Source organism: Neorhizobium populisoli, assembly GCF_019430945.1.
GTDB lineage: Bacteria > Pseudomonadota > Alphaproteobacteria > Rhizobiales > Rhizobiaceae > Neorhizobium > Neorhizobium populisoli.
Map to the genome: position 1 here is coordinate 63,914 of NZ_JAHYCB010000009.1, position 24,339 is coordinate 88,252.

A 24,339-nucleotide genomic window follows, 5' to 3' on the forward strand; every position below is an offset into this window, starting at 1 on the left:
CGAAGGGCCGGATGAGGGGGCCATGCCCTCTGCCCGAGCCAACGGACTTTATTCCGCGTAGCCCCCTCATCCGCCTACCGGCACCTTCTCCCCGCTGGGGAGAAGGGAAGACATCGTTGCCGGCAGCCAGAGACAACAATTCGCACTAATCTCATATGTGAGTAACCAGGAGACCATCCTTTGGATGCGATGATTGCGACCTTCCTGATCCAGGACGGGGTAACGAGCGGTGCGATTTACGCGCTGCTCGGCCTTGCGCTCGTGCTGGTCTTTTCGGTCACGCGGGTGATCTTCATTCCGCAGGGTGAGTTCGTCGCCTATGGCGCGCTGACGCTGGCGCTGCTCGATAGCGCCAAAGTGCCGGCCACCATTTCCCTGCTTGTTTTCTTCGGTGCGATCGCCTTCGTACTGGACCTCTGGAGCATGCGACGTGGCACGGATGGACGCACCTTCCTGCGTAGCGTGGGGCTGAACCTCGTCTTGCCCGGCGCCATCTACGGTCTGACGACCGTGCTTGCCCCGCTCGACCTGCCATCCTTCGTCAAGGCGCTGCTGACCATCATGATCATCGCTCCGATGGGGCTTTACATCTACCGTATTGCCTACCGCCCATTAGCGGATGCCTCGGTCCTTGTCCTGCTGATCTGCTCCGTCGGCGTGCATCTCGCCATGATGGGACTCGGCCTCGTCTTCTTCGGTGCCGAAGGCCTGCGTGCCCAGCCGCTCTCCAATGCAAATTACACAATGGGCATGCTGATGGTGCCGGCCCAGAGCCTGTGGATTTACGGCGCGACGATCGGCATCATGATCGCGCTCTACGTGTTTTTCGAACGCACCCTGCTCGGCAAGGCGCTGCGGGCAACCGCCGTCAACCGGCTTGGCGCGCGGCTCGTGGGCGTGCGCACCCAGCTGACCGGCGTCACCGCTTTCATGCTGGCAGCGACAATCGGTGCGGTGTCCGGTGTGCTGATCGGCCCGATCACCACGATCTATTACGACACCGGCTTCCTGATCGGCCTCAAAGGTTTCGTCGCGGCAATCATCGGCGGGCTGGCGAGTTTTCCGATCACCGCGATTGCCGCCATTGCCGTCGGCCTGATCGAGGCCTTCGCCTCCTTCTTCGCCAGCTCCTACAAGGAAGTCATCGTCTTCGGCCTGATCATCCCCGTCCTCGTCTGGCTGTCCCTCAACAATGCGTTCCATGAGGAGGAGTGAGCGATGAACATTCAGCGCCTCCTTCCTGGCCTCACGGGTATCGCCTTTCTGGTGGTCATCCCCGTGCTGCCGGTGCCGCCGTTCTGGATCACCGTCCTGAACAATATCGGCCTCGCCTCTCTGGTGACAATCGGCCTCGTTCTGCTCACCGGCGTCGGAGGGCTTACCTCGTTCGGACAGGCCGCCTTCTGCGGTTTCGGCGCCTATACGACCGCTGTGCTCGCCACCAATTACGGCATCTCGCCCTGGCTCACACTGCCGCTGTCCGTCATTGTGGGCGGTGTCGTCGCCATGCCGCTCGGGCTGATCACCGTACGCCTTTCGGGACATTTCCTGCCGCTCGGCACGATCGCCTGGGGACTTTCGCTCTACTACCTGTTCGGCAAGATCGACATGCTTGGCCGCTATGACGGCATCACCGGCATTCCGCCGATAGAACTTGCGGGTTACCGGTTCCTGAGCGACGGCGCGATCTATTACCTCATCTGGTTCTTCGTCATCGCGGTGGCGATCGGCGCCCGCAACCTGCTTGATTCAAGAACTGGCCGCGGCATCCGCGCTTTGCGCGGCGGCGGCCAGGCGGCAGAAGCGTTCGGCGTCAACATCGTCCGTGCCAAGCTCATCGTCTTCGTCTTCGCGGCGGTGGTCGCCGCGCTTTCCGGCTGGCTCTACGCCCATATGCAGCGCAACGTGAACCCGACGCCCTTCGGCCTTTCCATGGGCATCGAATACCTGCTGATGGCGGTGGTCGGCGGTTCCGGCCATGTCTGGGGCGCGATCTTCGGTTCCGGCCTCGTCATCATCCTCAAGGAACTGCTGCAACGCTTTTTGCCCAGCCTGATCGGCACAACGACGAATTTCGAAATGATCGTTTTCGGCATCCTGCTGGTCGTCATCCTGCAGCTCGCGCGCGACGGCCTCTGGCCTTTCATATTGAAAATCCTGCCGAAACGCCCTCCCAAACCGATCCCGACCTCCAACCAGAAGCTGCCGAAGCGAACGCTCGCGCTGGCCGGTTCACCGCTGATCAAGGTGGAGAAGGCTCGCAAGGCCTTTGGCGGTCTGGTCGCCGTCAACGATGTCAGCTTCGAGGTGCCGGCCGGTCGCATCGTCGGATTGATCGGCCCGAACGGCGCCGGCAAGAGCACGACCTTCAACCTGATCACCGGCATCGCCTCGCTGACCAGCGGCTCGGTCTTCTATCAGGGCCAAAGACTCTCCGGCGACAGCCCGCGCCATATCGCCCGACATGGTATCGCCCGAACCTTCCAGCACGCGAAAATCCTGCCAGATATGTCGGTACTGGAAAACGTCGCGCTTGGCGCACATCTTCGCGGTTCAGCCGGCGTCTTCAAGAGCTTCCTGCATGTCGAGCGCGACGAGGAGGCAACGCTGCTGGCTGAAGCTGCCCATCAGCTCGAACGCGTGGGCCTCGGTGAATACGCCAACCGCCCCGCCGGCGATCTGGCTCTCGGCCAGATCCGCATCCTTGAAATCGCCCGCGCGTTGGCAGCCGACCCAACCGTGCTGCTCCTCGACGAACCGGCCGCCGGCCTGCGCCACGGCGAGAAGCAGGAACTTGCCAACCTCTTGAAGAAACTCCGTGAGGAAGGCGTCGCGGTGCTGCTCGTCGAACACGATATGGGCTTCGTCATGGGTCTCGTCGATCATCTAGTTGTGCTCGACTTCGGCACGCTGATCGCCGAAGGCAAGCCGGCTGAGGTGCGCAAGCATCCGGCAGTTATCGCCGCCTATCTGGGAGGTGCGGCATGACCGGCAACCTGCTCGAACTTTCGGATCTCCACGTCTCCTACGGCCGCGCCGAAGTGCTGCACGGCATTTCGCTGTCCATGAAACCCGGCAGCATCGTCACGGTGATCGGGGCCAACGGCGCCGGCAAGTCGACGCTCCTGAACTCCATCATGGGCATCGTGCCCTCCAAAGGTACGATTCTTTACAATGGGGCATCCGTGCCTCGCTCGGTCGAGGAACGTGTCGCGTCCGGCCTCTGCCTCGTGCCGGAGAAACGCGAGCTGTTCGCCACCATGTCGGTGGAGGACAATATCGAACTCGGCGGCTTCCTGCGCAGCACCTCGGAACGGGCGGAGACCCGGGAGGACGTCTACACCCGCTTTCCGCGCCTCGCCGAACGGCGCAAGCAGCTCGCCGGTACGCTCTCCGGCGGCGAACGGCAGATGCTCGCGCTAGCCCGCGCGCTGATGAGCCGACCGCGACTGCTGCTGCTCGACGAACCAAGCCTCGGCCTCGCACCAAAGATCGTCATCGATATCCTCAATATCGTTTCGGAATTGCGGAAAACCGGCGTGTCGATCCTGCTGGTCGAGCAGAATGCCCGCGCCGCATTGGAGATTGCCGACGAGGGTTATCTGGTCGAACTCGGTGAGGTGAAACTCTCCGGCCCGGCCTCGGAGCTCGCGACCAATCCGGCGCTGATGGAGAGTTATCTCGGAACACATGCCTGAGCGCCGTCAGGCAATCCGCCTGCCGTTCTCATCCAGAACCTGCTCGCCATCTTCCTTGAAGAATGGTCCTTTATGCGTATCCGGCAGAATATCGAGCACCAGTTCCGAAGGCCGGACAAGACGTGTACCGAGAGACGTGACGACGAACGGCCGGTTGATCAGGATCGGGGTTGCCAGCATCGCATCGAGCAACTGATCGTCGGACAGCGACGCATCGTCGAGGCCAAGCTCCGCATAGGGCGTGCCCTTCTCGCGGATCGCTTCCCGTACTGTCAGGCCGGCATCGGCGATCATCTTCGCCAGTTCCTCATGGCCCGGTGGCGTTTTCAGGTATTCGATGACAGTGGGCTCGATCCCCGCATTGCGGATCAGCGCCAGCGTGTTTCGAGACGTGCCGCATTGCGGATTGTGGTATATCTTGGCGTCCATGTCCCCTGCCCTCAATCGAAGCTGTCGACGAACTTTTTGCGGAATTCGTCCATGCGATAGGCAGGCGTATCCTTAAGTGGTGTCATGCCCGCTTGCCAGTGCCAGCTATCGAGCCGTTTCAGAAGCTCCGGATTGCCGCTGACGATATGCATCGGCACATCGCGCGAAGCGCCTTCGCCGGTTACGATCGAAGCCGGCTGGTGGTCGCCCACAAGAATGAACAGCGTGTTTTTGCCGTAGCGCGCCATATAGGAACCAAGCGTCTCCAGCGTATAGTCGATCGACTTGATATACTGGCTCCGCACCCGGTTTGGATCCGCCCAGACGACAGAGGGCGTATCGCCGCTTTCCGCCTGTGCGGTAAATACCGATCCGTCGCCAACCTTGTCCCAATCGATCAGTGTTGGAAGTGGCGTCCACGGCGCATGGCTGGAAATCAGCGCCATCTCGGTCATCAGGGGCTTGTGGCCGGCCGCCCGTTCAAGCCTCTCGAACGCGGAAAGCGTGTATTGGTCGGGCATGGTGATCCAGTTGAACGGTTTGCCCCTGTAACCAAGTCCAGTCGCGGCGCGGATGCTGTCATAACCAAAGTAGCCGGCTTCCGGCCAGTCGAGCGTGATCGCCGGCATGACGGCTGCCGTCTGCCAGCCAGCGGTGCGGAACAGATTGTTGAGGCTCGTCCGGTCACTGGTGATCATTCGGTCATAGCGGCCCTGATTGTTGACCCAGAGGCCAGAAAGCAGCGTACCGTGTGCCAGCCAGCTGATCCCGCCGACCGTCGGCGAGGTCAACCAGCCACTACGTGCCTCAAGGCCCGCCGCCTGGATTTCCTTCTCCATCGATTGCAAGCGGCTTGTCGTAATGCCGGCATATCGTGGGTCTTCGATGGCGCTACGGCCATAGGATTCGACGAAGATCAGCACGACATCCGTGCCGGCGAGCGCCGAGAAATGTGCGCTGGGCGCGACCGGATCCTGCTTTAGTTCGTCCTCGAAGCGGGCGAGATCGGCGATCGAATTCTTCACCAATGCAATACGATGAACGAAATAGGGACCGGCTGCGGCATCGACACCGAGATTGCGGCTCTCATGGTCTTCGATGATGAAGGCTGCCAGCCCGAGAAGCAGCAGAATGCCGCTTGCGAGCGATATCCTCTGCCGCGATTCCGGTCGCAGATACCGGAACCCGCCGAGCGACCAGTAAAGCACGCCGGCCACCAGTAACCAGCCCAAAAGCCCGACGCAAATGATGCCGACCGCTTCGGTCACTCCGACCGTTCCACTCATCAGATTCCAGCCGTCGGAGAGGATTTTCAGATCGAGATAGGGATTAAACGGCCGTTGAAAGGCGCTGGCAGTGCCAATATCGGCAAGCTTGAGGAAAAGCATCACTGCGAGAGACAGCGTCACGCCCCAGCGCAAAAGGGCAAACCAGCCGCCGGCCAGGATGGCAGCGACCAAGGCAAACCCGACCACTTCGAGCGGAAAGCGAAGATTATAAAGTTCGGAAAACGCCTCCGGACTGGAAGGCAAGACGAGAATCGCGGCTACCACGAACAGCGAAATCGTGATCCGCAAAACCGGCCATCGATTTGCCTTCGGCCGGTCGATATGTCCTATGGTGATTGCGTCTTCTTCGCGAAAAGGCCGATATTCGTTCATGCGTAGTCTGTCCTATCGAAATCCCGGCCCACACGCTTATTCAACATGCGCTTTTCCAACCTTCGTCTTCTGAAACTTATCGGCTTTATTGCGGCTCTGGCACTTCTCATTGCCGTGATCTGGCGTTTCGACCCTGCGCGGATTGCCGCAAGCCTTGCCGCCGCAAATCCCCTTCTTGTGCTGGCCGGACTTTTGCTGGTGCAGATGCAGATCATCTTTTCGGCGTTGCGCTGGCGGTTCACCGCCGCACGGCTCGGCCAGAAACTCGGCATCGGCCAGGCAATTGCGAATTATTATCTCGGCACGCTGCTAAACCAGCTTCTACCGGGCGGCGTGGCAGGTGATGCGGTTCGCGCCATCCGCAATCGGACCGAAGGCGCCGGCGGCTGGAAAACGCCCGCTCAGGCCGTGCTGTTCGAACGTCTGGCCGGACAGTGCGTATTCTTCGCCATCGCCGCGGTCGGCCTTATGCTCTGGCCCCTCTTGGGTGGACAGGCAATCCCCGAAGAGCTTCGCCGCGTCCTGTCAGGATTTTCCATTGCCGTAGCTGCAATTGTAATCTTGGTCGTTCTTGTCTTTCGCTTTCCGCCCGAATTTCTGCGTTCCCGAGTTGAGCCATTGAAAGGCGGAATGATCCGCGCTTTCGTGTCAGACGGCGCCTGGGCAGTTCAGGCGGGTTACAGCGGCGCTATCGTCGGAAGCTACATCGTCATGTTCCTGATGGCCTCCGCGGCAATAGGCGCGCCATTGCCGTTGCTTGCGGCCATCACCGCAATTCCGCTCTGCCTGATGATGATGCTGATCCCGGCCACCTTTTCCGGTTGGGGCGCTCGCGAGGCCGCTGCGGCAGCCCTGTGGCCGTTGTTCGGTTACGGATCCGGGCAAGGCGTTGCCGCGAGCATTCTCTACGGCATCCTCGCCCTGGTCGGCGCGATGCCGGGTTTCATCTTCCTTGTAAAGGCGCTGCTTGGTCGCCATGAGCGACCTTGAGGAGATGAATGATGTCCACCGCAAAGGAATAGGTGAGCGATAGAAACGCGCCGACGGCAATCCATGTCGAAACGGGCGGTGCCACGATCGGCGCCAGCAGAAGACAGAGCGCGACACCCTGGACCACACAAATGGCCTTTCGCCGGAAAGATGGCGGCAACTCCCCCTGCAGGGCGGGAAACGCCGTCTGTGCAACGACATAGGCGTAACGCATCAATCCAATCGACAGAACCCAGACGCCGGCTTTCCCAAGCTCGAATGCGGCAAGCGACAGGAAGAAGATCAGCAGCGCATCGACTTCCATATCGAAACGCGCGCCGAAACGCGATGCCGTATGGGTCTTGCGCGCAAGATAGCCATCGACGCCATCCAACATCAGCGCGATGGCAACGACCAGAACCAAAACCCACAGCGCATCACCGTGCAATCCGACATCCAGATCGCCGGAGGCGAGCACCAGACCACCCATCAGTGCCGTGATCGCCGCACGCACGGTCGTCACCACATTCGCCAGTCCGAACCGCCCGAAACCATGCGTGTGCAGGTTGCCGAGCGCGATTGCAGAGATGATGGCATAGATGACGAACGCCACACTTGCAGCAGCCGTATCCATGCCAAACCGGTCGCCGAAGAAATGCATGGAAGCAACCAGGAGAACGGCGACCAGCATGGTCACCGCATAGGCATCCAGCGACAACGTGCGGTTTACCCGTCGCGCTGTCCTTTCTTCCAGATGGCCTGCATTCCAGTCAGCCATCGGCTTCGTCTTTCAGCTTCGCGGCCAGCTCGCTAAGGTCGAGCATATGGCCGGCCCTGAGCGTTTTGGTGCGCAGATATTGCACATTGTCGGCCGTCACCCGCCCGGTCACCGGTATCCGGCCGTTGACCGCAATCCCACCGGCCAGCAAGGCCGCCATCTTGCTGGGGTTGTTGGTGTAAAGCTCGACATTTGCAACGCCGAGCAGTTTCAGCATGGCCACAGCTGCCTCGTAGTGGCGCTCGTCGGCTGAAAAGCCCAGTTCGGCATCAGCATCGATCGTGTCGAGGCCTTCATGCTGGAAGCCATAGGCACGCATCTTGGCGCCGATCCCGGTGCCGCGGCCTTCCTGGTCGAGATAGAGCAGAACCCCGCCGCCGGCCTCGTTCAGGCCCTTCAGACCATTGCGCAACTGATCGCCACAATCGCATTTCAGCGAGCCGCAGAGATCGCCGGTGATGCAGGACGAATGGATGCGCACCGGCACTGGTTTCGAAGTATCAGGATTGCCGACGATGATGGCGATCTGGTCGCGCTGCGCCACACCACCGCGGAAGACCACGAATTCGCAATCGCCAAGATCACGCAACGGCACCAGCGTGCGGGCAACGATATCGAAATGTTGAGACAGACGCCGCGCCTTTGCTAGATCGACCGTATCGATCCCCACACAGGCGTCGAACGCATGGGAATTCGCCGGGACTTCGGCCACGATCATCGCCGGCAGAAGAAGTGCGATCTGTGCGACCTCACCCGCTGTCTGCATGCGGCAGGTGGCGGGCGTCCACATCTTCGGCGCCTCAGCGCCGCGGCCGTAGGCAAGCCTGGATGCGGCAGCAAAATCGATACCCTGCATTGGAATGGCGATACCGCCTTGAGCTTCGATTCCAAGCCGGGAAGCGCGATGACTGGTCAGGTAAAGCAGATGGCTTTCGCCGGTTGCCTTTGCAAAACGGTCGAGAACCACAGGAGAGGTCGCGTCGAGGGCAAGCGCCGCAAGCGTGCTACCCTGCCCGCGGATAAGCACCGGCCTTCCGTAACGCAATTCGGATGCGGCACGCTCGGCGCGCATCGCCGCGTCGTCGAACTGGAAGTCTTCCCGGTCGGCTTCATTCCACAGATGCTGGGAAACATTCATGACACTCTCCTGACAAGCAATACATGGATGGCGTTACGCCAAACCGCCAATCCCGGATCCTGAAAAGCAGCGTCAAATAAACGTGATAGCGATTTGGAGCTGCCGCTGAACCATTCCCTTGCCGTCACCGTTGAAGCCTCTAGGTGTGTTCCGGATCGGCGTGAAAGGATTTCTGTGTGACAAGGCGTGAGACGGCGGAACGACCTGAAGCAGGTGGATGCGGTCATGCGCTCTGGTTCGATGCTCCGCGCCGATGTGCGGTGAAACAGGAGACCATCGCCCCGGAAGGCGAAGTCCTTGTCCGCACCCTGTTCAGCGGCATCAGCCGCGGCACGGAATCGCTGGTTTTCGGCGGCAAGGTGCCGGAAAGCGAATATGAGCGTATGCGCGCACCGCATCAGGCCGGCGAATTCCCTTTCCCTGTCAAATACGGGTATGCAGCTGTCGGTCTTGTCGAAGAGGGACCCGAACGGCTTGTCGGCCACACTGTCTTTTGTCTTCACCCACATCAGGACCGGTTCCGTATCCCCGCCTCGGCAGTTCATGTCCTGCCGGAAACGCTGCCGCCGCAACGCGCGGTGCTCGCTGCCAACATGGAGACCGCGCTCAATATCGTGTGGGATGCGGGCATCCAGCCGGGAGATCGGGTAGCGGTGTTTGGCGCGGGCGTGGTTGGTCTTCTGGTTGCCCGTCTCGCGACGTCGGTCATCGGCACGGATGTGGTGATTTCCGATATCGAACCGGAGCGGGTACAGATTGCGGCCGCACTTGGCCTGACCTTCTCTTCACCGGACGAGATCCCCAATGACTGCGACGTCCTGATCAACGCTTCCGCCTCCTCGGAAGCATTGACGTCCGCACTAGATCATGCCGGTTTCGAGGCGCGCATTGTCGAGGCGAGCTGGTATGGAGAACGCTACGCCCACCTTCCGCTCGGCGGCGCTTTCCATGCCAAACGCCTGTCGATCGTCAGCTCCCAGGTCGCCGCCTTGCCGCCTGGCAGGCGTGCACGCTGGGACACGGACCGGCGCATGGCCAAAGCATTGGAACTTCTGGCCGACGACAGGTTCGACATCCTGATTTCCGGCGAAACACCGTTCGAAACCATCGTGAAGGACTATGCCGGCATTATCGGCTCGTCCGCCACGCTCTGTCATCGCATCCGCTACTGAAGGGTTCTGTTTCCCTATGTTCGCAGTCGAAGTCCGCGACCACATGATGATCGCGCATAGCCTCCCCCGGCCGGTTTTCGGCCCTGCCCAAGGCACACACGGCGCGACATTCGTCGTCGACGCCGCCTTCTTTACCGCCGATCTCGACGAAAACGGCCTCGCAATCGATATCGGACTTGCGACCGAAGTGCTGAAGGAGGCGCTCGCTCCGCTGAACTACCAGAACCTCGATATCCTGGAGATGTTTGCCGGCAAGGTGACGACCACCGAGTTTTTGGCGAAACACCTTTTCGACGAGATAGCAGAAGCGATCCGCGGCGGCAGGCTCGGCCAAGGCAGCGATCGCATCCGCAAGCTTCGCATCACTCTGCACGAATCCCATGTGGCGCGCGGCTGGTTCGAGGCCGAATTGTGAGCGGTCGCCTCACATTCGCTTATCCGGGCGATATAGAGACCCGCACCGGCGGTTATGGCTATGACCGGCGCGTGATTGCCACGCTTCGCGACCTCGGCTGGGACGTCGATCCCGTTTCGCTCGGCAATGCCTTTCCCAATTCGGCGCCGCAGGAAATCGAAGCGGCAGGAGCCATCCTTTCCGCCCTGCCGGACAGCGCGCTCGTGCTGATCGACGGTCTCGCCTACGGCGTGATGGACGCATGGGCTGCACGGGAAACGAAGCGGCTGAAGATCACGGCTTTGGTCCACCACCCGCTGGCGCTGGAAACCGGCCTCGATGAAGAGCAGCGGGCAGTTCTGGCAACGCGGGAAAAGGCTGCCCTGTCGCATGTGCGCGGCGTCATCGTGACCTCTCATATGACCGCGACGGAACTTGCGGCAAACTACGGCGTACCAGCCGAAAAGATCGCCGTTGCCATGCCGGGCATGGATCCGGGACCGCTCGCCGCCGGTGGCAACAATCCACCCCTCGTCCTCAGCGTCGGCACGCTGACGCGCCGAAAGGGGCACGACGTCCTGATTGCCGCGCTTGGAAAATTGCGTGATCTGCGCTGGATCTGCCGCATCGTCGGCAACAAGGAACTGGACCCGCAGGTCACCGCCGAACTGGAGCGGCAGATCGCCGAAGCCAATCTCATTGAGCGTATCGAACTTGCCGGCCAGATCGAAGATCCGCGAACCGAATTCGCCAAGGCCGACATCTTTGCGCTTGCAAGCCGTTACGAAGGCTACGGCATGGTCTTTGCCGAAGCGCTGGCCCAAGGCCTGCCGATCATCGGTTGTGCGGCAGGCGCGGTGCCGGATGTTGTGCCGGAAAGCGCCGGCATTCTCGTCGCCCCGGATGATCCCGCGGCCTTTGCCGATGCCCTCGGCAAACTGTTGACGGAGCCCGAAACGCGGATCGCCATGGCTGACGCGGCGGCAGTTGCGGGCGCCCGGTTGCCTTCCTGGCGCGATACCGCAAAGATCATCTCCGGTTTTTTGGAAACATCCTCATGAGTGGCTTCGACAAGGACTGGCTGACGCTTCGCGAACCTGTGGACCTGAGGGCCCGCGATGAGAACCTGATGGCGGTTGCCATGGAGACCGTTGCCAAGGCCCGGCATCCCGTCATCCTCGATATCGGCTGCGGCACCGGCTCGACCTTCCGGGCCTTGTCTTCTTTGCTGCAAAAGCCGGCTGCGTGGCGTCTTCTCGACAATGATCCGCGGCTGCTGGAAGAAGCCATGCGGCTGCATGGTGATGCGATAGAAACCATTCAGGGCGACTTGAACGATATCGACAGTCTTCCACTTTCCTCCGCGACGCTGGTCACTGCTTCGGCCCTATTCGATCTCTGTTCGCAGGATTTTATCAAACGTTTTGCGGAAAAGATTGCTCAGGCAGATATCGGTCTCTACGCCGCCCTTAACTATGACGGCGCGATGCACTGGTCGAAATTTCACCCGCTGGACGAGGTCGTTACGGCAAACTTTAATGCCCACCAGCTGAGCGACAAGGGTTTTGGACCGGCTCTCGGTCCCGAAGCATGGAAATCGCTGGCAGCCGCGTTGGAAGGCCAAGGCTATGCGGTGAAAACCGCCGAAAGCCGGTGGATCATGACTTCCAACGATGCAGAGTTGCAGACGCTTTTCCTGAACGGTATCGTCCGTGCCGTGCTGGAATATGGAGAACTGGATGAAGCGGAAATCCGCGACTGGTCGGAATTCCGGCACCGGATGATCGAGCGCGACGACAGCCTATGCCGTGTCGGCCATCAGGACGTCTTGGCTTTGCGGTGAAACCGCAGCGTCTCCGGCTTCGGCCCTGAAATTGCAGTCGAAGACGATATCGCTGCCGATATTGTAGACCTGCACGTCCGGCCGCCGCGCCTCCGAAAGCCGGTCGATCGGCGAAAACCGGATACCTGCCGGGCCGGAACCGATGATGATCGGCGCGACCGAAACATGCAGGCGATCGACGAGACAGGCATCGACGAAACGGGAAATCGTCGTCGCGCCGCCTTCGACCAGGATCGACGTCAGCCCACGCTTCGCCAAAGCCTCGACGATATCCTGCGGAGAAAGCCAGCCATTCGCCTGTCGCTTCAGCCGGATCACCTCGTGAGCGCTCGGCTTAACCGCGATATCATCCGCCTGCATGACCAAAACCGGCATGCCGCCGTCATGCAGCATCTTGGCATGTTCCGGCAGCCGGCCGTTGCAATCCACCACAACGCGCACTGGGTTGCGTCCACTTACCGCGCGCACCGAAAGGCTGGGATTGTCGGCCACGACAGTACCGACGCCGACGACCACCGCATCCACCAGCGCCCGGCAACGGTGCAGATGGGCAATGCCGTCACAACCTGAAACGTCCTGCGCATCGCCAGTCGGCGTCGCCACGCGTCCATCGAGCGATTGCCCAACCTGCGCCATAACAAATGAACCGTTCCGAAGCGCGATGGGTTTATAGAGAGAAAGACCGCAGGCAACGGGATCATCAGGCAGGGCTACGGGCCGCACATTGCCGTCGCGAAGCGAAAGCAGATGCTGCCACATCTGGTCCGTCATCCTTACCGGCTGCATATCTCGCCTCGTTTTACTGCCGAACTTTATAAGACCCTGCTGGAGCAAAGCTTTCTCCGGCCAGCGTGGTTCATAGCATGTAATACCAGCAGAAAATTTCGCCAGATCAATAATACGTCAATCGAAGCGTCAGGAAGCTTCACTCCTGGTCGCGCGCCAACCTGAACTGCACGACATCGAGCCGGCCGGACCGGAAACCGACGGCGCAATAGTGAAGATAATAGTGCCACATGCGAAAGAAGCGCTGGTCGAATCCGAGCGGTGCGATCTTCTGCCAGTTGGCGCGAAACGCCTTGTCCCACGCAATCAACGTCCGGTCATAGTCACGCCCGAAGCCAAAGGTATCGGCGATCTTCAGCCGCGCCCGCTCAGCGGTCGATTTGAACGCCTCGATCGACGGCAGCATGCCGCCCGGGAAAATATAGGTCTGGATATAGTCGGCATCGCGGCGATAGGTCTCGAAACGATCGCTGGCGATCGTAATGACCTGCACCATGGCCTGGCCGGCCGGCTTCAGAAGCTCACGCACCCGGCTGAAGTAGGTTGGCCAATGCTCTTCCCCGACCGCCTCGAACATCTCGATCGAGACGATCTTGGAAAACTCGCCGCGACAATCGCGATAATCCTCCAGCCGGATTTCCGCATGATCGGCAAAACCGGCCTTTTCCAGCCGCTCACGGGCAAAGGCCGCCTGCTCCTTGGAAAGCGTCAGGCCGGTCACCCGGCAGCCCGTCTCACGGATCGCCTGCTCGGCAAATCCGCCCCAGCCGCAACCGATTTCCAGCACATGGTCGTCCGGGCCGATGCCAAGTTCGCGGATGATACGCGAATATTTCGCCTTCTGCGCATCAGGCAAGACCGCACCCGGCTGATCGTAGAGCGCCGACGAATAGGTCATCGTATCGTCGAGCCAGGTCCGGTAGAAATCATTGCCCAGATCGTAATGGTAGGCGATGTTACGGCGGCTGCCGGCCCGCGAATTGCTGCGCAGCCGATGCTTGACAACGGCGATCAGCGAGGCGATCGGATTCGCCCGGATGACGGAGGCGAGCGCCGTCTCGTTGGCGAGCGCCAGTTCCATCACGGCACCGAGGTCTGACGTTTCCCAATCCCCGTCGAGATAGGACTTTGCAAATCCCAGATCGCCGCCGACGACCAGCCGGCGCACCGCGCGGGCATTGTTGAACTGGATGAGAGCCGCCGGGCCGCTGTCTTCGCCGATAAACTGCCGCGTGGCACCGTTCGAGAACCGCAATGTCAGCCTGCCGGCCTGAAGCCGTCCAGCCCAGCGGCAGACAAGCTTCTGCCAAAGGCTAAGCGGAATGGAGTTTACTGACCATGACGGATTGTGTTCCTCGGCGTGGCTCATGACTGCGGTCTCGGTTCAGATTCCATGGACACAACTGAACTTGTTGCGGATTTTGCTGCCGGCAAGTGGCGGTGCACGGGAACGCCCTTCATCCAGAGACGAAGCGCCTCCCAATGGATTGCCCCCATCACCTTCAGGGTCATCAGAGGATATGTAAGCAGAGACTTTAACAGCGCGCCATCGGAAATTTCGCGCCGTTCGCCCGAAAAGCTTGCAAACAGCAGATGCCCCTCGCCATCGCTTTCGTCGATCGCAATCCGTACCTTTTCGCCCGGCGGCCGGATGCGGAAATCGTACCGGCAGTCCATCGGCATAAAGGGCGAGACATACAGTTCCTTGGCGCAGGAATGGCTTACATCTGCGCCCTTGCCCTGTGCCGGAATGATGTAGGTATGCCGTTCGTGAAAGGTGTTGCAGACCTCATAAAGGATCGCCAGCAGCGTCCCGTCCTGCTTCTCGCAGAAATAGACGGTGAGCGGATTGAAGACATAGCCGAAGATTCGGGGATAACAGAGCATCCGCACCTTCAGATCATCCGTCTTAATGCCAGCGGCCGACAGCCGACCCGCCACCCAGGTTTTCAGCCCGCCCGTTTCACCATCTCCATGGTCGGCGTCGTGGAAACTGAAAATCGCCCAGCGATTATGACCGAACATGCGCAGCGTGCGATCCAGTATGAGCAATTCATCCAGATCCAGCAGCAGCGAAAAGACCCTGTAGCGCAGACGGTGCTTGCTAGGCCTTGACCGCGCATGCACCACTTCGCCGGCATAGAGGGCCGAAAGGAAACTCATTCCGCAGCCTCCAGCACTTGCGGCAGGAAGATACGCCCGGATTCCTGCCCGACCGTCCACGGCCGCCGTGCGCCGGTCAAAGCCTCGGCAACGGCAAGGCCGGACTGCAGCCCATCCTCATGGAAACCGCTACCGAAATGCGCGCCGCAGAACCACGTATTGCGACGGCCCTGCAGGTCCCAGACCCGCCGCTGGGCCGCCATCGCCCCGTGATCGAACAGCGGATGGGCATAGGCGTAAGAGCCGATGATCTTGCTCGAGTCGATCTCCCGCCATGGGTTGAGCGTCACGAACAACGGATGCGCCGGATCGAGATTCTGCAGCCGGTTCATCCAGTAGGTCACACAGAGTGGCCGGTTGTCCGAAACCTTGCGGCAACCGATATAATTCCAGCTCGACCAGACCGCACGCCGCTTCGGCATGAGGTTGGTATCGCTATGCAGTACCGCGAGGTTCTGCGTGTAGCCGAAGGAACCGAGGATATCGCGCTCAGCCTCGTCCGCATCGCCAAGCATGGCAAGTGCCTGATCCGCGTGGGTTGCGATCACCACGTCCGTAAAATGATCCGTATGACCGGACCGATCGATGATCGTCACTCCGCCGAATTCACGCCGGATTTCCGCGACCGGGCTGTTGAGCCGAACGGTGCCGGCAAAATCATCGGCAATGCGCCGAACATATTCGCGGCTACCGCCCGTCACAGTCCGCCAGACCGGTCGGCCGGAGAGGAGGATAAGGCCATGATGCACGAAAAAACGCAGGAAGGCATGCAGCGGATAGGCGCGCATGTCGTGAACGCTGGCCGACCAGATCGCGGCGCCCATCGGCAGGAGGTGATCCTCGATGAAGGCCGGCGAATATTTTCCAAGGGCCAGATAATCGCCCAGCGTCAGGCTTTCGAGATCGGACCGTGCCAGCAGTTTTTCCGCCTCTCTATAGAAGCGCATGACATCCGACAGCATTCGCCAGAAACGCGGCCGCGCTACATTCAGCCGCTGGCCGAGCAGGCCCTTGATACCCGTGCCGGAATATTCGAAGGCGCCGTCGTCGATCGAGGCCGAGAACGACATTTCCGACGCTTCGTTCGGCACACTAAGATGGTCGAACAACGCCACGAGATTGGGATAATTCTTGTCGTTGAAGACAATAAAGCCCGTGTCGACCGCGATCGATGTGCCGTTCATCGGCGCTTCGACGGTATGCGCATGGCCGCCAAGCCTGCCTTCGGCCTCGTAGATCACCACATCGGCATTTTTCGACGCCAGCCAGGCGGCGGATAATCCGCTGATGCCTGAACCGATCACCGCAATACGCCGCGGCACGCCAGGCATCCCTCTTCCGGTCGAAATATCCATCGTTCCGCCTCTATCTGGTTTCTGCAATGGGTTACGCAGCGCGGAGCCGGTCGGATTGCCGTAAAAAATCTTTTTTGATTGCTGATCCGGCATGAGAAAGCCGCCGTAGTGAGCGGCATGAACCTGAGCATTCCTATCAGCGCCAAGACATGCCACAAAGAACTGCCGGCCGCCTTGCTGCCGCGCAGCCGTGCGAAGCGTGATCGTGGAATGACTCGACCAGACAACAACAACGTCAATGAAGCGGATATCTCGCAGGTCGAGATGATGCGGCTTCTGGTGATCGTCGGACAGGAGCGCAAGGTGGAAGCCTTCGAACTGCTCTTCCGCCATTATTCGCCGCGCATACGATCCTTCATGACGGTGAAGACAAAGGATCGGCAGGTTGCCGAGGAACTGATGCAGGAAACCATGGTCGCCGTCTGGAACAAGGCGGCACAATTCGACCCCGCTCGCGGCAATGTCTCGGCCTGGATCTTCACGATCGCCCGTAATATCCGCATTGACGCCTATCGCCGCAAGCGGCCGGTCTTCGAGATCGACGATCCGGCTTTCGTTCCAGACAACACGCCTTCGGCCGACGTGGAATTCGAACAGGCACAGGATGCCGGCCTGTTGCGGCAGGCAATGGAAACTCTTCCAGCCGATCAGTTCGACGTATTGAAGCGCGCCTTTTTCGACGACGTCTCCCATTCGGTAATCGCACGGGAACTCGGCCTGCCGCTCGGCACCGTCAAGTCGCGCATTCGTCTCGCTTTCGAGAAACTGCGCAGCGCATTGGAGGGCCGTCGATGAACATCAAACATCACCTCAGCGACGCATTCCTGCTGGACTATGCCGGCGGCAATCTCTCCGAAGGCTGGAGCCTTGCGGTTGCCACCCATCTGGCGCTCTGCCCCACCTGCCGCCGCCAACTGGAGGCAATGGAGGGTGCAGCCGGCGCGCTGCTTGAAAAGATGCCGGTTGAGGCAAATGCCACGGACGATTCCTGGGAGCGGATGAAGGCTCGCCTCGGCGGCCTGCAGGCGATTGAGATCAAGCCTGAGCCATCCCGCGAGATTGCAAAGCCTGCAATCCTTCCCGAACCCCTGCGTTCCTATGTGGGCGGCGATCTTCCCGACTTGAAATGGCGCGCCCTCGGCCGCGGTGCCTATCAGATCATGATCGATACGGGTGACAAGGATACGCAGGTCCGCCTGCTGCGCATTCCTGCCGGCAAACCCGTTCCTGAACACACGCACGAAGGTTGCGAGCTGACGCTGGTTCTGGCCGGCAGCTTCCGCGACGGCGAAGACCTCTTCGCTCGGGGCGATATCGAGGAAGCGGACGACACGCTGCTGCATCAGCCAATCGCGACCGAGGGCGAAGACTGCATCTGTCTCGCCGTCACCGAGGCATCGCTGAAATTCACAAGCTGGATCGTGCGGCTGATGCAGCCAATCCTGAAAATCTGAGGCCACGCCGATGTTTGCCTACGCCATAGCCTACGTCTCGACCGCCATCGTCTTTCTCGGAATCGATTCGATCTGGCTTGGTGTGATCGCCCCGGCTTTCTACCGCAAACATCTTGGCGAGATGCTGCTCGACCAGCCGAACTTCGTTGCAGCCGGACTTTTCTACCTGATCTATATCGGCGGCATCGTCTACTTTGCGGTGGCGCCTGCACTGCAAGGCGGCGGCTGGGTACAGGCGGCAATTGCCGGGGCCATGCTCGGCTTCGTCGCTTACGCCACCTATGACCTGACCAACTGGGCTACGCTGAAGAACTGGTCGCCGGCAATCGTCGTCGCCGACCTCGCCTGGGGAACGGTACTTACAGCTGCCGCTGCGACTGCAGGCTACTTCATCACACAGAAAATCGCCGGCGCCGCATAAATTCTGCGAGTCGCTAAAGCATTCTGCGGACTGCATCATTTCAATCCAGCCATAACCTCCGATTAAGAAATTACAACCCAAGTCTGCAGTCGCCCTTGAAAGCACAAAAGCGGTGCTTTATGTTATTATACATGGCACAGACGCAACATACATCGATCCTGCGGTATGAGCTGACCCCGGATCGAGATGCAAAAGCGGCTCTGGACGAAACCTTTTCGGCCTATTCCGACATGTTTTCCATACTGGAAGACCTGGCGGCCGAAGGCGGCGCCAACCTCGTTATATTGCACGATCTCGCCTACGAAACGGTCCGCGAGCGCACCGGTCTGCCGGCACGTCTCGTAACGCTCGGATTGCGGGATTTTGCGGCGAACCGGGGCAAAGCCGAAACTCCCGAGCGGCTTCCGCTCGATGAAAAGCTCTTTGCCATCAAGGGCCCGACGACACTGACCATCGCCACCGTGCGCGGCCGCGTTACCGTGCCCTACGATGTCGCGGGCTATTCACGTGGCACGCTTAACGTCTTCGCGGCCCAGCTGGTCGCGCATCACGGCAGTTATCAGATCCACATCGGCGTCACGACACAGACGCATCGGACGGAGGAGACTATGATGATGAATGAAGGCATTCTGTCCCGCATGGGACGCCTGATCGCCGGCCTCGCCAACGCTGCCATCGATAAGGCCGAAGATTCCAACAAGATCGCCATCGTCGAACAGGCGCTGCGTGAAATCGACAGTGCTGCTGACGAAGCGCGCACCGATCTCGGCAAATCGCGCGCCGAGGAATACCGTATCCTCAGCCGCCGAAACGAGATCGGCAGCGACATGAGTGCGCTCGACGAGAAGATCCGCACCGCCGTTTCCGCCAGCCGCGACGACCTCGCCAAGGCCGGCGTCGCGCGCCAGATCGACCTCGAAGCGCAGCTTGCAGCACTCGACAAGGCGCTGGCGGATGCTCGCACGCAGCTCGGCGAAGGGCAGCAGGCCCTGCAGGCGGTTCTCGCTACGCGGCGGGAGGCGGAAGAGAAACTTGCCAGTCTCAAGAAAAGCCTGATCCAGTTTCCGGAGGCCGGTTCGTCACCGGAGAGCGGCAGCCGCCCGACCGATGGCGCCGCCCGAGCGGCAGCGGCGGTTTCGCGCGTGACCGGCGTCCCGACGGATGGCAAGGGCTCGAACGCTGAGCTGGATGAACTCGACCGGCTGCATCGCGAACAGGCGATCGAAGCCCGCCTCGCCCAGTTCAAGACAAGCCCGAACTAAGCGCCGATGGAGCTCTTTCTCGCCCCCGAATGCCTGCCCTTTGCCGTCTCGGCGATCATCCTGGTCGGCTTGACGGGCTTGGAGCTGATGAGCCTCCTGATCGGCTTTTCCTTTGGTGATCTGCTGAACAAGGCCTGGCCGGACGATCATGGCGGCATTTCGGGCCTGCTCTCCTGGCTGAACTATGGCGGCGTTCCGGTGCTGATCCTGCTCATGCTGCTTCTCGGCATGTTCGCCATCAACGGCTTTTTGCTGCAGGCCCTCCTGAACGCCTTTTGGGGGCCATTGCCGGCGCTTGCCGCATCCGTCCCGGCCTTCCTCCTCGCCATTCCGGAGGTGCGCTTCTCAACCCGGCTCGTGGCACGCATCGTGCCGCGCGACGAAACCTATGTCGTCGATCTTTCCGACTTCGTCGGACGAACCGCCGAAGTCACCGTCGGCCCGCTCGACCAGGGCCTGCCGGGACGTATCCGCGCCAAGGACAGACACGGCAACTGGCATGTGTTCCGGGCGAAAGCCGCCCCGAACGAAACCCCCATCGCCATCGGCGCGCAGGTCCTCATCGTGGATCGCACGTCGGACATTTTCATCGCCATCGTTGCGCCGTCTGACCTGCAGACGCCGCCTACCTCCACGGAGCTACCATGATCTACGATCTGTTGTTGCCAGCCGCCATAGGTATCGCCCTGATCTTCGGCATCGGGCTGGTCGTCGCAACGCTTTACACCCGGTCCAGCCGGGACGAGGCCTATGTCCGCACCGGCCTCGGCGGCCAGAAGGTGGTGCTGGACGGCGGCTCCGTCGTGCTGCCAATCTTCCACTCGATCGCCCGCGTCAACCTGAAGACATTGCGCCTGGAGGTCCGGCGCGGCGAAGGCGACGCGCTGATCACCAAAGACCGTATGCGCGTCGATATCGGCGCGGAATTCTACGTCCGCGTCAAGCCGGACGCCTCTTCGATCGCGCTCGCGGCCCAGACGCTCGGTGACCGCACCAACGATGCCGAGCAGCTGCGTATGCTGATCGAGGCGAAATTCGTCGACGGTCTGCGCTCGGTCGCCGCGACGATGAGCCTTGATGCCCTGCAGGAACAGCGCATGGATTTCGTCAAGGCAGTGCAGGAAGCGGTCGGCGCCGACTTGCAGTCGAACGGTCTCGAGCTCGAATCCGTCTCGCTGACGCGCCTCGACCAGACCGATATCAAGCATTTCAACGCCAATAACTTCTTCGACGCCCACGGTCTTGCGGCACTCACCCGCATTACCGAGGCGCGCAAGAAGGAACGCAACGAGATCGTCCGCGATACGGAAGTGGCGATCGCCCAGAAGGATCTGGAGGCCCGCCAACGGTCGCTCGAGATCGAGCGCACCAAGCGCGAGGCGGAACTGAACCAGGAACGCGATGTCGCGAACAAATCGGCCGCGACCCGCGCCGAGACGGCTCAGCAGGAACAGGCCGCCAAGCGTGCCGAAGAGGAAGCCCGCATCGCTTCCGAACAGGCGATCGCCGAACGCGAAGCGTTGGCCAAGCAGGCCCGCGAAAGCGCCAATATCGACGCCACACGCGCCGTCCAGCAACGCGATACGGAAGCCCGCCGCGACCTGCAGATCGTTTCGCAGGAAAGCTCCATCGCGGTTGCCAACAAGAGCCGCGAGGAATCCGAAGCCAAGGCAAGCGCTGAAGTGGCAAGGGCTCTCGCCATCGCGGCGGAAGAAAAGGTCTCTACCGCCAAGGCCGTCGAAATCGCCGAACGCGAACGCCAGATCGCTATTATCGACGCCCGCAAGAAAGCTGAAACCGAAGCGACAGCTGTCAGGGTCGGCGCGGAGGCCGAAAAGCAGGCCGCCGTCGACCAAGCCGATGCGATCAAGACGCTCGCGACCGCCGAGGCGGACGCGGCGATCATCAAGGCCAAGGGTATTCTCGAAACCGGCAAGGCCGAAGCCGAGAGCGAAGCCCTGCTCAACGAGGCCCGCAACCGCCTGAGCGCCGCGATCATCGACTATGAGATCCTGCGCGAACGCATCCGCATCATCCCGCAGGCGCTGGCCGAAGCTGTGAAGCCGATCGAGAAGATTTCCGACATCCGCATCTTCGACACCGGCGGCATGCTGGGTCGTGGTGGAGAAGGCGGCGGCTCGGGTGTCGGCCTTGGCGAGGGCCTTGCGGGCCAGCTTCTGAACTATCAGGCCAACAAGCCGATCCTTGATCAGTTGCTGAAGGAAGCCGGTTTCATGGGTGACAATGCCATTGCATCGCTGATGGGCAACCTTCAGCAGCCTCCGAAGAAGCCTGAAATCACGGCACCGGTGCCGAAGCCACCGGCCGAGTAAGGCGATACAATGCCCTCTCCGTCATGCTCGGCCTTGTGCCGAGCATCTAACCACGCCTACCGTGAGAGAACCGGCTTAGATCCTTGGGACAAGCCCAAGGATGACGTCGAGAAAATGGCAAACCTACCGCAAAAATTAAGCCGGTGTTGCTTCACGCAACACCGGCTTTTTCATTACCTGCAATCCTGGAAAACCTTACCGACCGCCGTCGATCTGCGCGCCCATATAGGCAATGGCCTTTTGGTAGACGGTCGCGGCGTTCCAGCCCTGGATGGCGCCGAAATTCGGCTCACCCGGCTGATAACCGGCACCGGCACGCCAGCCGTGGCCCTTCAGGAAGTTTGCCGTCGAAGCGAGCGCATCGGCGCGCGAACGGACCATGTCGATATGGCCGTCGCCATCGCCATCGGCGCCGTAGCGGATGACGTTGAGCGGCAGGAACTGCGTCTGGCCGATTTCGCCGTGGGCGGCGCCGCGAGCCGTGATGCTGAGATCGCCGCGGGCGACAAGCTGCAAGGCAGCGTAGAGCTGCTCGGTGAAGTAAGCGGAGCGACGGCAATCATAGGCGAGTGTGGCGACTGCCGACAGCGTGTGCTGGTCACCCATGAAACCGCCGAAGCCGGTTTCCATGCCCCAGATCGCGAGAACCGGGCCGGCAGGCACGCCGAAGCGACGCTCGATCATGTCGAACAGCGCAGCGTTGCTCACCTTCTGGCTCTTGCCGCGCGAAATGATCGCGGCAGCGCCACGCTTCTTGAGGAATTCTTCGAAGGAAAGCTTGAAGCTTTTCTGGCCGCGGTCGGCGCTGATCGTCGGACGATTGTAGGAAACGCCGGAAAAGGCCTTGTCGAGAACCGCCGGGCTGATGCCGTTCGACGGCGCAACCTGCTTGAATGCGGCGACCCAGTTGTTGAACCCGGAACCGTCATTGCCGCATTGAAGCGCAGCGAGTGCTGGCGTAGCGCCCATGAAACCGGTTGCGATCAATGCTGCGAGCAAAATCTTCTTCATGCGGTCAAACCCGTCGAAATATGGGACCGCTCGGCCGTAAGCGTCCCTCCCAAGAATATGCCTATCCGGCCTTATGGCGTTGGTTGCAGACAATCGCAACTCACCCGTTCATGAACAGTTCGTGATTTGCGACGCTCCACGGAAAAACCCCGCCATGTCTGACGGGGTTTTTAGACGAACATGCTTAATAAATTTATTACGGATCAACCGAATGCGGCCGATCAAGCAGCGGCCTTGCGCGGCTTGATGAGGCCACGGTTGACCAGCAGTTCGGCGATCTGGATAGCGTTGAGTGCGGCACCCTTGCGCAGGTTGTCGGAGACGACCCAGATGTTGAGGCCGTTTTCGACCGTCGCATCTTCGCGGATACGAGAAATATAGGTCGCATCTTCACCGGCCGATTCGAGCGGCGTGATGTAGCCGCCGTTTTCGCGCTTGTCGATGACGAGACAACCCGGCGCTTCGCGCAGGATGTCACGCGCCTGGTCGGCGGTGATCTCGTTTTCGAACTCGATATTGACCGATTCCGAATGGCCGATGAAGACCGGAACACGCACGGCGGTGCAGGTCACCTTGATCTTCGGGTCGAGCATCTTCTTGGTCTCGGCCAAAACCTTCCACTCTTCCTTCGTATAGCCGTCTTCCATGAAGCTATCGATATGCGGAATGACGTTGAAGGCGATGCGCTTGGTGAACTTCTTCGATTCGACCGGATCGGCAACGAAGACCGCGCGGGTCTGGGTGAAGAGTTCGTCCATGCCTTCCTTGCCGGCGCCGGAAACCGACTGGTAGGTCGAGACGACGACGCGCTTGATCTTGGCGAAGTCGTGCAGCGGCTTCAGGGCCACGACCAGCTGGGCGGTCGAGCAATTCGGATTGGCAATGATATTGCGCTTGGTGAAGCCGGAAATCGCATCCGGGTTGACTTCCGGCACGATCAGCGGAACGTCCTGGTCGTAGCGCCATGCGGAAGAGTTATCGATGACGACGCAGCCCTGCGCGCCGATCTTCGGTGACCACTTCTTGGAAACGTCGCCGCCGGCCGACATCAGGCAGATGTCCGTATCGGAGAAATCATAATTTTCGAGATTGGCGACCTTCAGCGTCTTGTCGCCGAAGGAGACTTCCACACCCTGCGAGCGGGAAGAGGCCAGCGCCACAACTTCGCTGGCCGGGAAGCCGCGCTCGGACAGGATGTTCAGCATTTCCCTGCCGACATTGCCTGTAGCGCCGGCGACTGCGATCTTGAAACCCATTTTCTTGCTCTCTTTCTGTCTCTCCTCGGGTTCGGTGAGGGGGAAGCCGCGCTTGGGATATCGCGGTATTCCTTGTCCCCGGCCGAACCGGGGAGAGAGCGGTGGCCAGAGACGTCAGACGGTTTTCGTCGTCGTTTTGGCCTTGGTTTTGGAGAAAGCGGCAAAACATGCCCGCTGACCGGCAGCGATGGCCGGCAGTGCGGAGGCAGCGATGTC

General features: G+C 60.7%; 24 protein-coding genes. 14 read left to right on the forward strand and 10 right to left on the reverse strand.

What is annotated here, in order from left to right; translation table 11 throughout:
• Nucleotides 1–180 precede the first annotated feature (180 nt).
• The 3 genes from KX729_RS23715 to KX729_RS23725 are packed head-to-tail and all read left to right on the forward strand — an operon-like array spanning nt 181 to nt 3,698.
• Complete coding sequence (locus KX729_RS23715) at nt 181–1,215, forward strand: branched-chain amino acid ABC transporter permease (protein ID WP_376776053.1); 1,035 nt, start codon at nt 181–183, stop codon at nt 1,213–1,215.
• 3 nt (nt 1,216–1,218) lie between these two features.
• Nucleotides 1,219–2,988 carry a branched-chain amino acid ABC transporter ATP-binding protein/permease gene (locus KX729_RS23720; RefSeq protein WP_219744966.1) on the forward strand — a complete coding sequence of 590 codons (1,770 nt, stop codon included), beginning with the start codon at nt 1,219–1,221 and terminating at the stop codon, nt 2,986–2,988.
• The gene (locus tag KX729_RS23725; protein WP_219744967.1) at nt 2,985–3,698 is read left to right on the forward strand and encodes an ABC transporter ATP-binding protein; all 714 of its coding nucleotides are present in this window, start codon (nt 2,985–2,987) and stop codon (nt 3,696–3,698) included. Before KX729_RS23720 ends, KX729_RS23725 begins: the two co-directional genes overlap by 4 nt.
• 6 nt (nt 3,699–3,704) lie before the next feature.
• On the opposite strand, the gene arsC is transcribed toward KX729_RS23725, so the two are convergent.
• Together arsC and KX729_RS23735 are read right to left on the reverse strand one after the other, a co-directional pair.
• The gene (arsC, locus tag KX729_RS23730) at nt 3,705–4,127 is read right to left on the reverse strand and encodes an arsenate reductase (glutaredoxin) (RefSeq protein ID WP_219744968.1); all 423 of its coding nucleotides are present in this window, start codon (nt 4,125–4,127) and stop codon (nt 3,705–3,707) included.
• A gap of 11 nt (nt 4,128–4,138) precedes the next feature.
• Nucleotides 4,139–5,788: a sulfatase-like hydrolase/transferase gene (locus KX729_RS23735; RefSeq protein ID WP_219744969.1), complete on the reverse strand. Its 1,650-nt coding sequence runs from the start codon at nt 5,786–5,788 to the stop codon at nt 4,139–4,141.
• A 45-nt stretch (nt 5,789–5,833) separates the two neighbouring features.
• On the opposite strand from KX729_RS23735, the gene KX729_RS23740 reads away from it, so the two are divergent.
• Nucleotides 5,834–6,778, forward strand: coding sequence for a lysylphosphatidylglycerol synthase transmembrane domain-containing protein (locus KX729_RS23740; protein ID WP_219744970.1), 945 nt, complete (start codon nt 5,834–5,836; stop codon nt 6,776–6,778).
• Here the strand turns inward: KX729_RS23740 and KX729_RS23745 are convergent.
• Together KX729_RS23745 and ribA are read right to left on the reverse strand one after the other, a co-directional pair.
• A complete protein-coding gene (locus KX729_RS23745) occupies nt 6,732–7,535 on the reverse strand; it encodes a CDP-alcohol phosphatidyltransferase family protein (protein ID WP_246617804.1) in 804 nt (267 codons plus the stop codon). The genes KX729_RS23740 and KX729_RS23745 overlap by 47 nt on opposite strands.
• Nucleotides 7,528–8,673, reverse strand: coding sequence for a GTP cyclohydrolase II RibA (gene ribA / locus KX729_RS23750; RefSeq protein WP_246617805.1), 1,146 nt, complete (start codon nt 8,671–8,673; stop codon nt 7,528–7,530). Before ribA ends, KX729_RS23745 begins: the two co-directional genes overlap by 8 nt.
• A 176-nt stretch (nt 8,674–8,849) precedes the next feature.
• Between ribA and KX729_RS23755 the strand changes: the two genes are divergently transcribed.
• From KX729_RS23755 to KX729_RS23770, 4 genes are read left to right on the forward strand one after another with little or no spacing between them, the layout of a single operon-like run.
• A complete protein-coding gene (locus KX729_RS23755) occupies nt 8,850–9,845 on the forward strand; it encodes a zinc-dependent alcohol dehydrogenase (protein ID WP_219744971.1) in 996 nt (331 codons plus the stop codon).
• Nucleotides 9,846–9,861: 16 nt separating this feature from the next.
• A complete protein-coding gene (locus KX729_RS23760) occupies nt 9,862–10,260 on the forward strand; it encodes a 6-pyruvoyl trahydropterin synthase family protein (RefSeq protein ID WP_219744972.1) in 399 nt (132 codons plus the stop codon).
• The gene (locus tag KX729_RS23765; protein ID WP_219744973.1) at nt 10,257–11,300 is read left to right on the forward strand and encodes a glycosyltransferase family 4 protein; all 1,044 of its coding nucleotides are present in this window, start codon (nt 10,257–10,259) and stop codon (nt 11,298–11,300) included. Before KX729_RS23760 ends, KX729_RS23765 begins: the two co-directional genes overlap by 4 nt.
• Nucleotides 11,297–12,082 carry a class I SAM-dependent methyltransferase gene (locus KX729_RS23770; protein WP_219744974.1) on the forward strand — a complete coding sequence of 262 codons (786 nt, stop codon included), beginning with the start codon at nt 11,297–11,299 and terminating at the stop codon, nt 12,080–12,082. Before KX729_RS23765 ends, KX729_RS23770 begins: the two co-directional genes overlap by 4 nt.
• Here KX729_RS23770 and KX729_RS23775 read toward each other — a convergent pair.
• From KX729_RS23775 to KX729_RS23790, 4 genes are all read right to left on the reverse strand, one after another.
• Nucleotides 12,041–12,868, reverse strand: coding sequence for a RibD family protein (locus KX729_RS23775; protein ID WP_219744975.1), 828 nt, complete (start codon nt 12,866–12,868; stop codon nt 12,041–12,043). The genes KX729_RS23770 and KX729_RS23775 overlap by 42 nt on opposite strands.
• A gap of 139 nt (nt 12,869–13,007) precedes the next feature.
• On the reverse strand, nt 13,008–14,237 hold the full coding sequence (locus KX729_RS23780; RefSeq protein ID WP_219744976.1) for an SAM-dependent methyltransferase: 1,230 nt from the start codon (nt 14,235–14,237) through the stop codon (nt 13,008–13,010).
• On the reverse strand, nt 14,234–15,031 hold the full coding sequence (locus KX729_RS23785; protein ID WP_219744977.1) for a DUF1365 domain-containing protein: 798 nt from the start codon (nt 15,029–15,031) through the stop codon (nt 14,234–14,236). The genes KX729_RS23780 and KX729_RS23785 overlap by 4 nt, the downstream gene beginning before the upstream one ends.
• Nucleotides 15,028–16,362, reverse strand: a complete 1,335-nt coding sequence (locus KX729_RS23790) for an NAD(P)/FAD-dependent oxidoreductase (protein WP_219745094.1) — start codon at nt 16,360–16,362, stop codon at nt 15,028–15,030. The genes KX729_RS23785 and KX729_RS23790 overlap by 4 nt, the downstream gene beginning before the upstream one ends.
• A 234-nt stretch (nt 16,363–16,596) precedes the next feature.
• Between KX729_RS23790 and KX729_RS23795 the strand changes: the two genes are divergently transcribed.
• From KX729_RS23795 to KX729_RS23820, 6 genes are all read left to right on the forward strand, one after another.
• Nucleotides 16,597–17,181: a sigma-70 family RNA polymerase sigma factor gene (locus KX729_RS23795; protein WP_246617806.1), complete on the forward strand. Its 585-nt coding sequence runs from the start codon at nt 16,597–16,599 to the stop codon at nt 17,179–17,181.
• The gene (locus KX729_RS23800) at nt 17,178–17,840 is read left to right on the forward strand and encodes a ChrR family anti-sigma-E factor (RefSeq protein WP_219744978.1); all 663 of its coding nucleotides are present in this window, start codon (nt 17,178–17,180) and stop codon (nt 17,838–17,840) included. Before KX729_RS23795 ends, KX729_RS23800 begins: the two co-directional genes overlap by 4 nt.
• A gap of 10 nt (nt 17,841–17,850) precedes the next feature.
• Entirely contained in the window at nt 17,851–18,261 is a 411-nt protein-coding gene (locus tag KX729_RS23805) for a DUF2177 family protein (RefSeq protein WP_219744979.1), read from the forward strand.
• A gap of 131 nt (nt 18,262–18,392) precedes the next feature.
• The gene (locus KX729_RS23810) at nt 18,393–19,523 is read left to right on the forward strand and encodes a PspA/IM30 family protein (protein ID WP_219744980.1); all 1,131 of its coding nucleotides are present in this window, start codon (nt 18,393–18,395) and stop codon (nt 19,521–19,523) included.
• A 6-nt stretch (nt 19,524–19,529) separates the two neighbouring features.
• The gene (locus KX729_RS23815; RefSeq protein ID WP_219744981.1) at nt 19,530–20,171 is read left to right on the forward strand and encodes an OB-fold-containig protein; all 642 of its coding nucleotides are present in this window, start codon (nt 19,530–19,532) and stop codon (nt 20,169–20,171) included.
• Nucleotides 20,168–21,856, forward strand: coding sequence for a flotillin family protein (locus tag KX729_RS23820; RefSeq protein ID WP_219744982.1), 1,689 nt, complete (start codon nt 20,168–20,170; stop codon nt 21,854–21,856). The genes KX729_RS23815 and KX729_RS23820 overlap by 4 nt, the downstream gene beginning before the upstream one ends.
• A 195-nt stretch (nt 21,857–22,051) precedes the next feature.
• Here the strand turns inward: KX729_RS23820 and KX729_RS23825 are convergent, their stop codons facing one another.
• Both KX729_RS23825 and KX729_RS23830 read right to left on the reverse strand, forming a co-directional pair.
• Nucleotides 22,052–22,867: a lytic murein transglycosylase gene (locus KX729_RS23825; protein WP_219744983.1), complete on the reverse strand. Its 816-nt coding sequence runs from the start codon at nt 22,865–22,867 to the stop codon at nt 22,052–22,054.
• Between the two features lie 221 nt (nt 22,868–23,088).
• On the reverse strand, nt 23,089–24,123 hold the full coding sequence (locus tag KX729_RS23830; RefSeq protein ID WP_219744984.1) for an aspartate-semialdehyde dehydrogenase: 1,035 nt from the start codon (nt 24,121–24,123) through the stop codon (nt 23,089–23,091).
• Between the last annotated feature and the right edge of the window lie 216 nt (nt 24,124–24,339).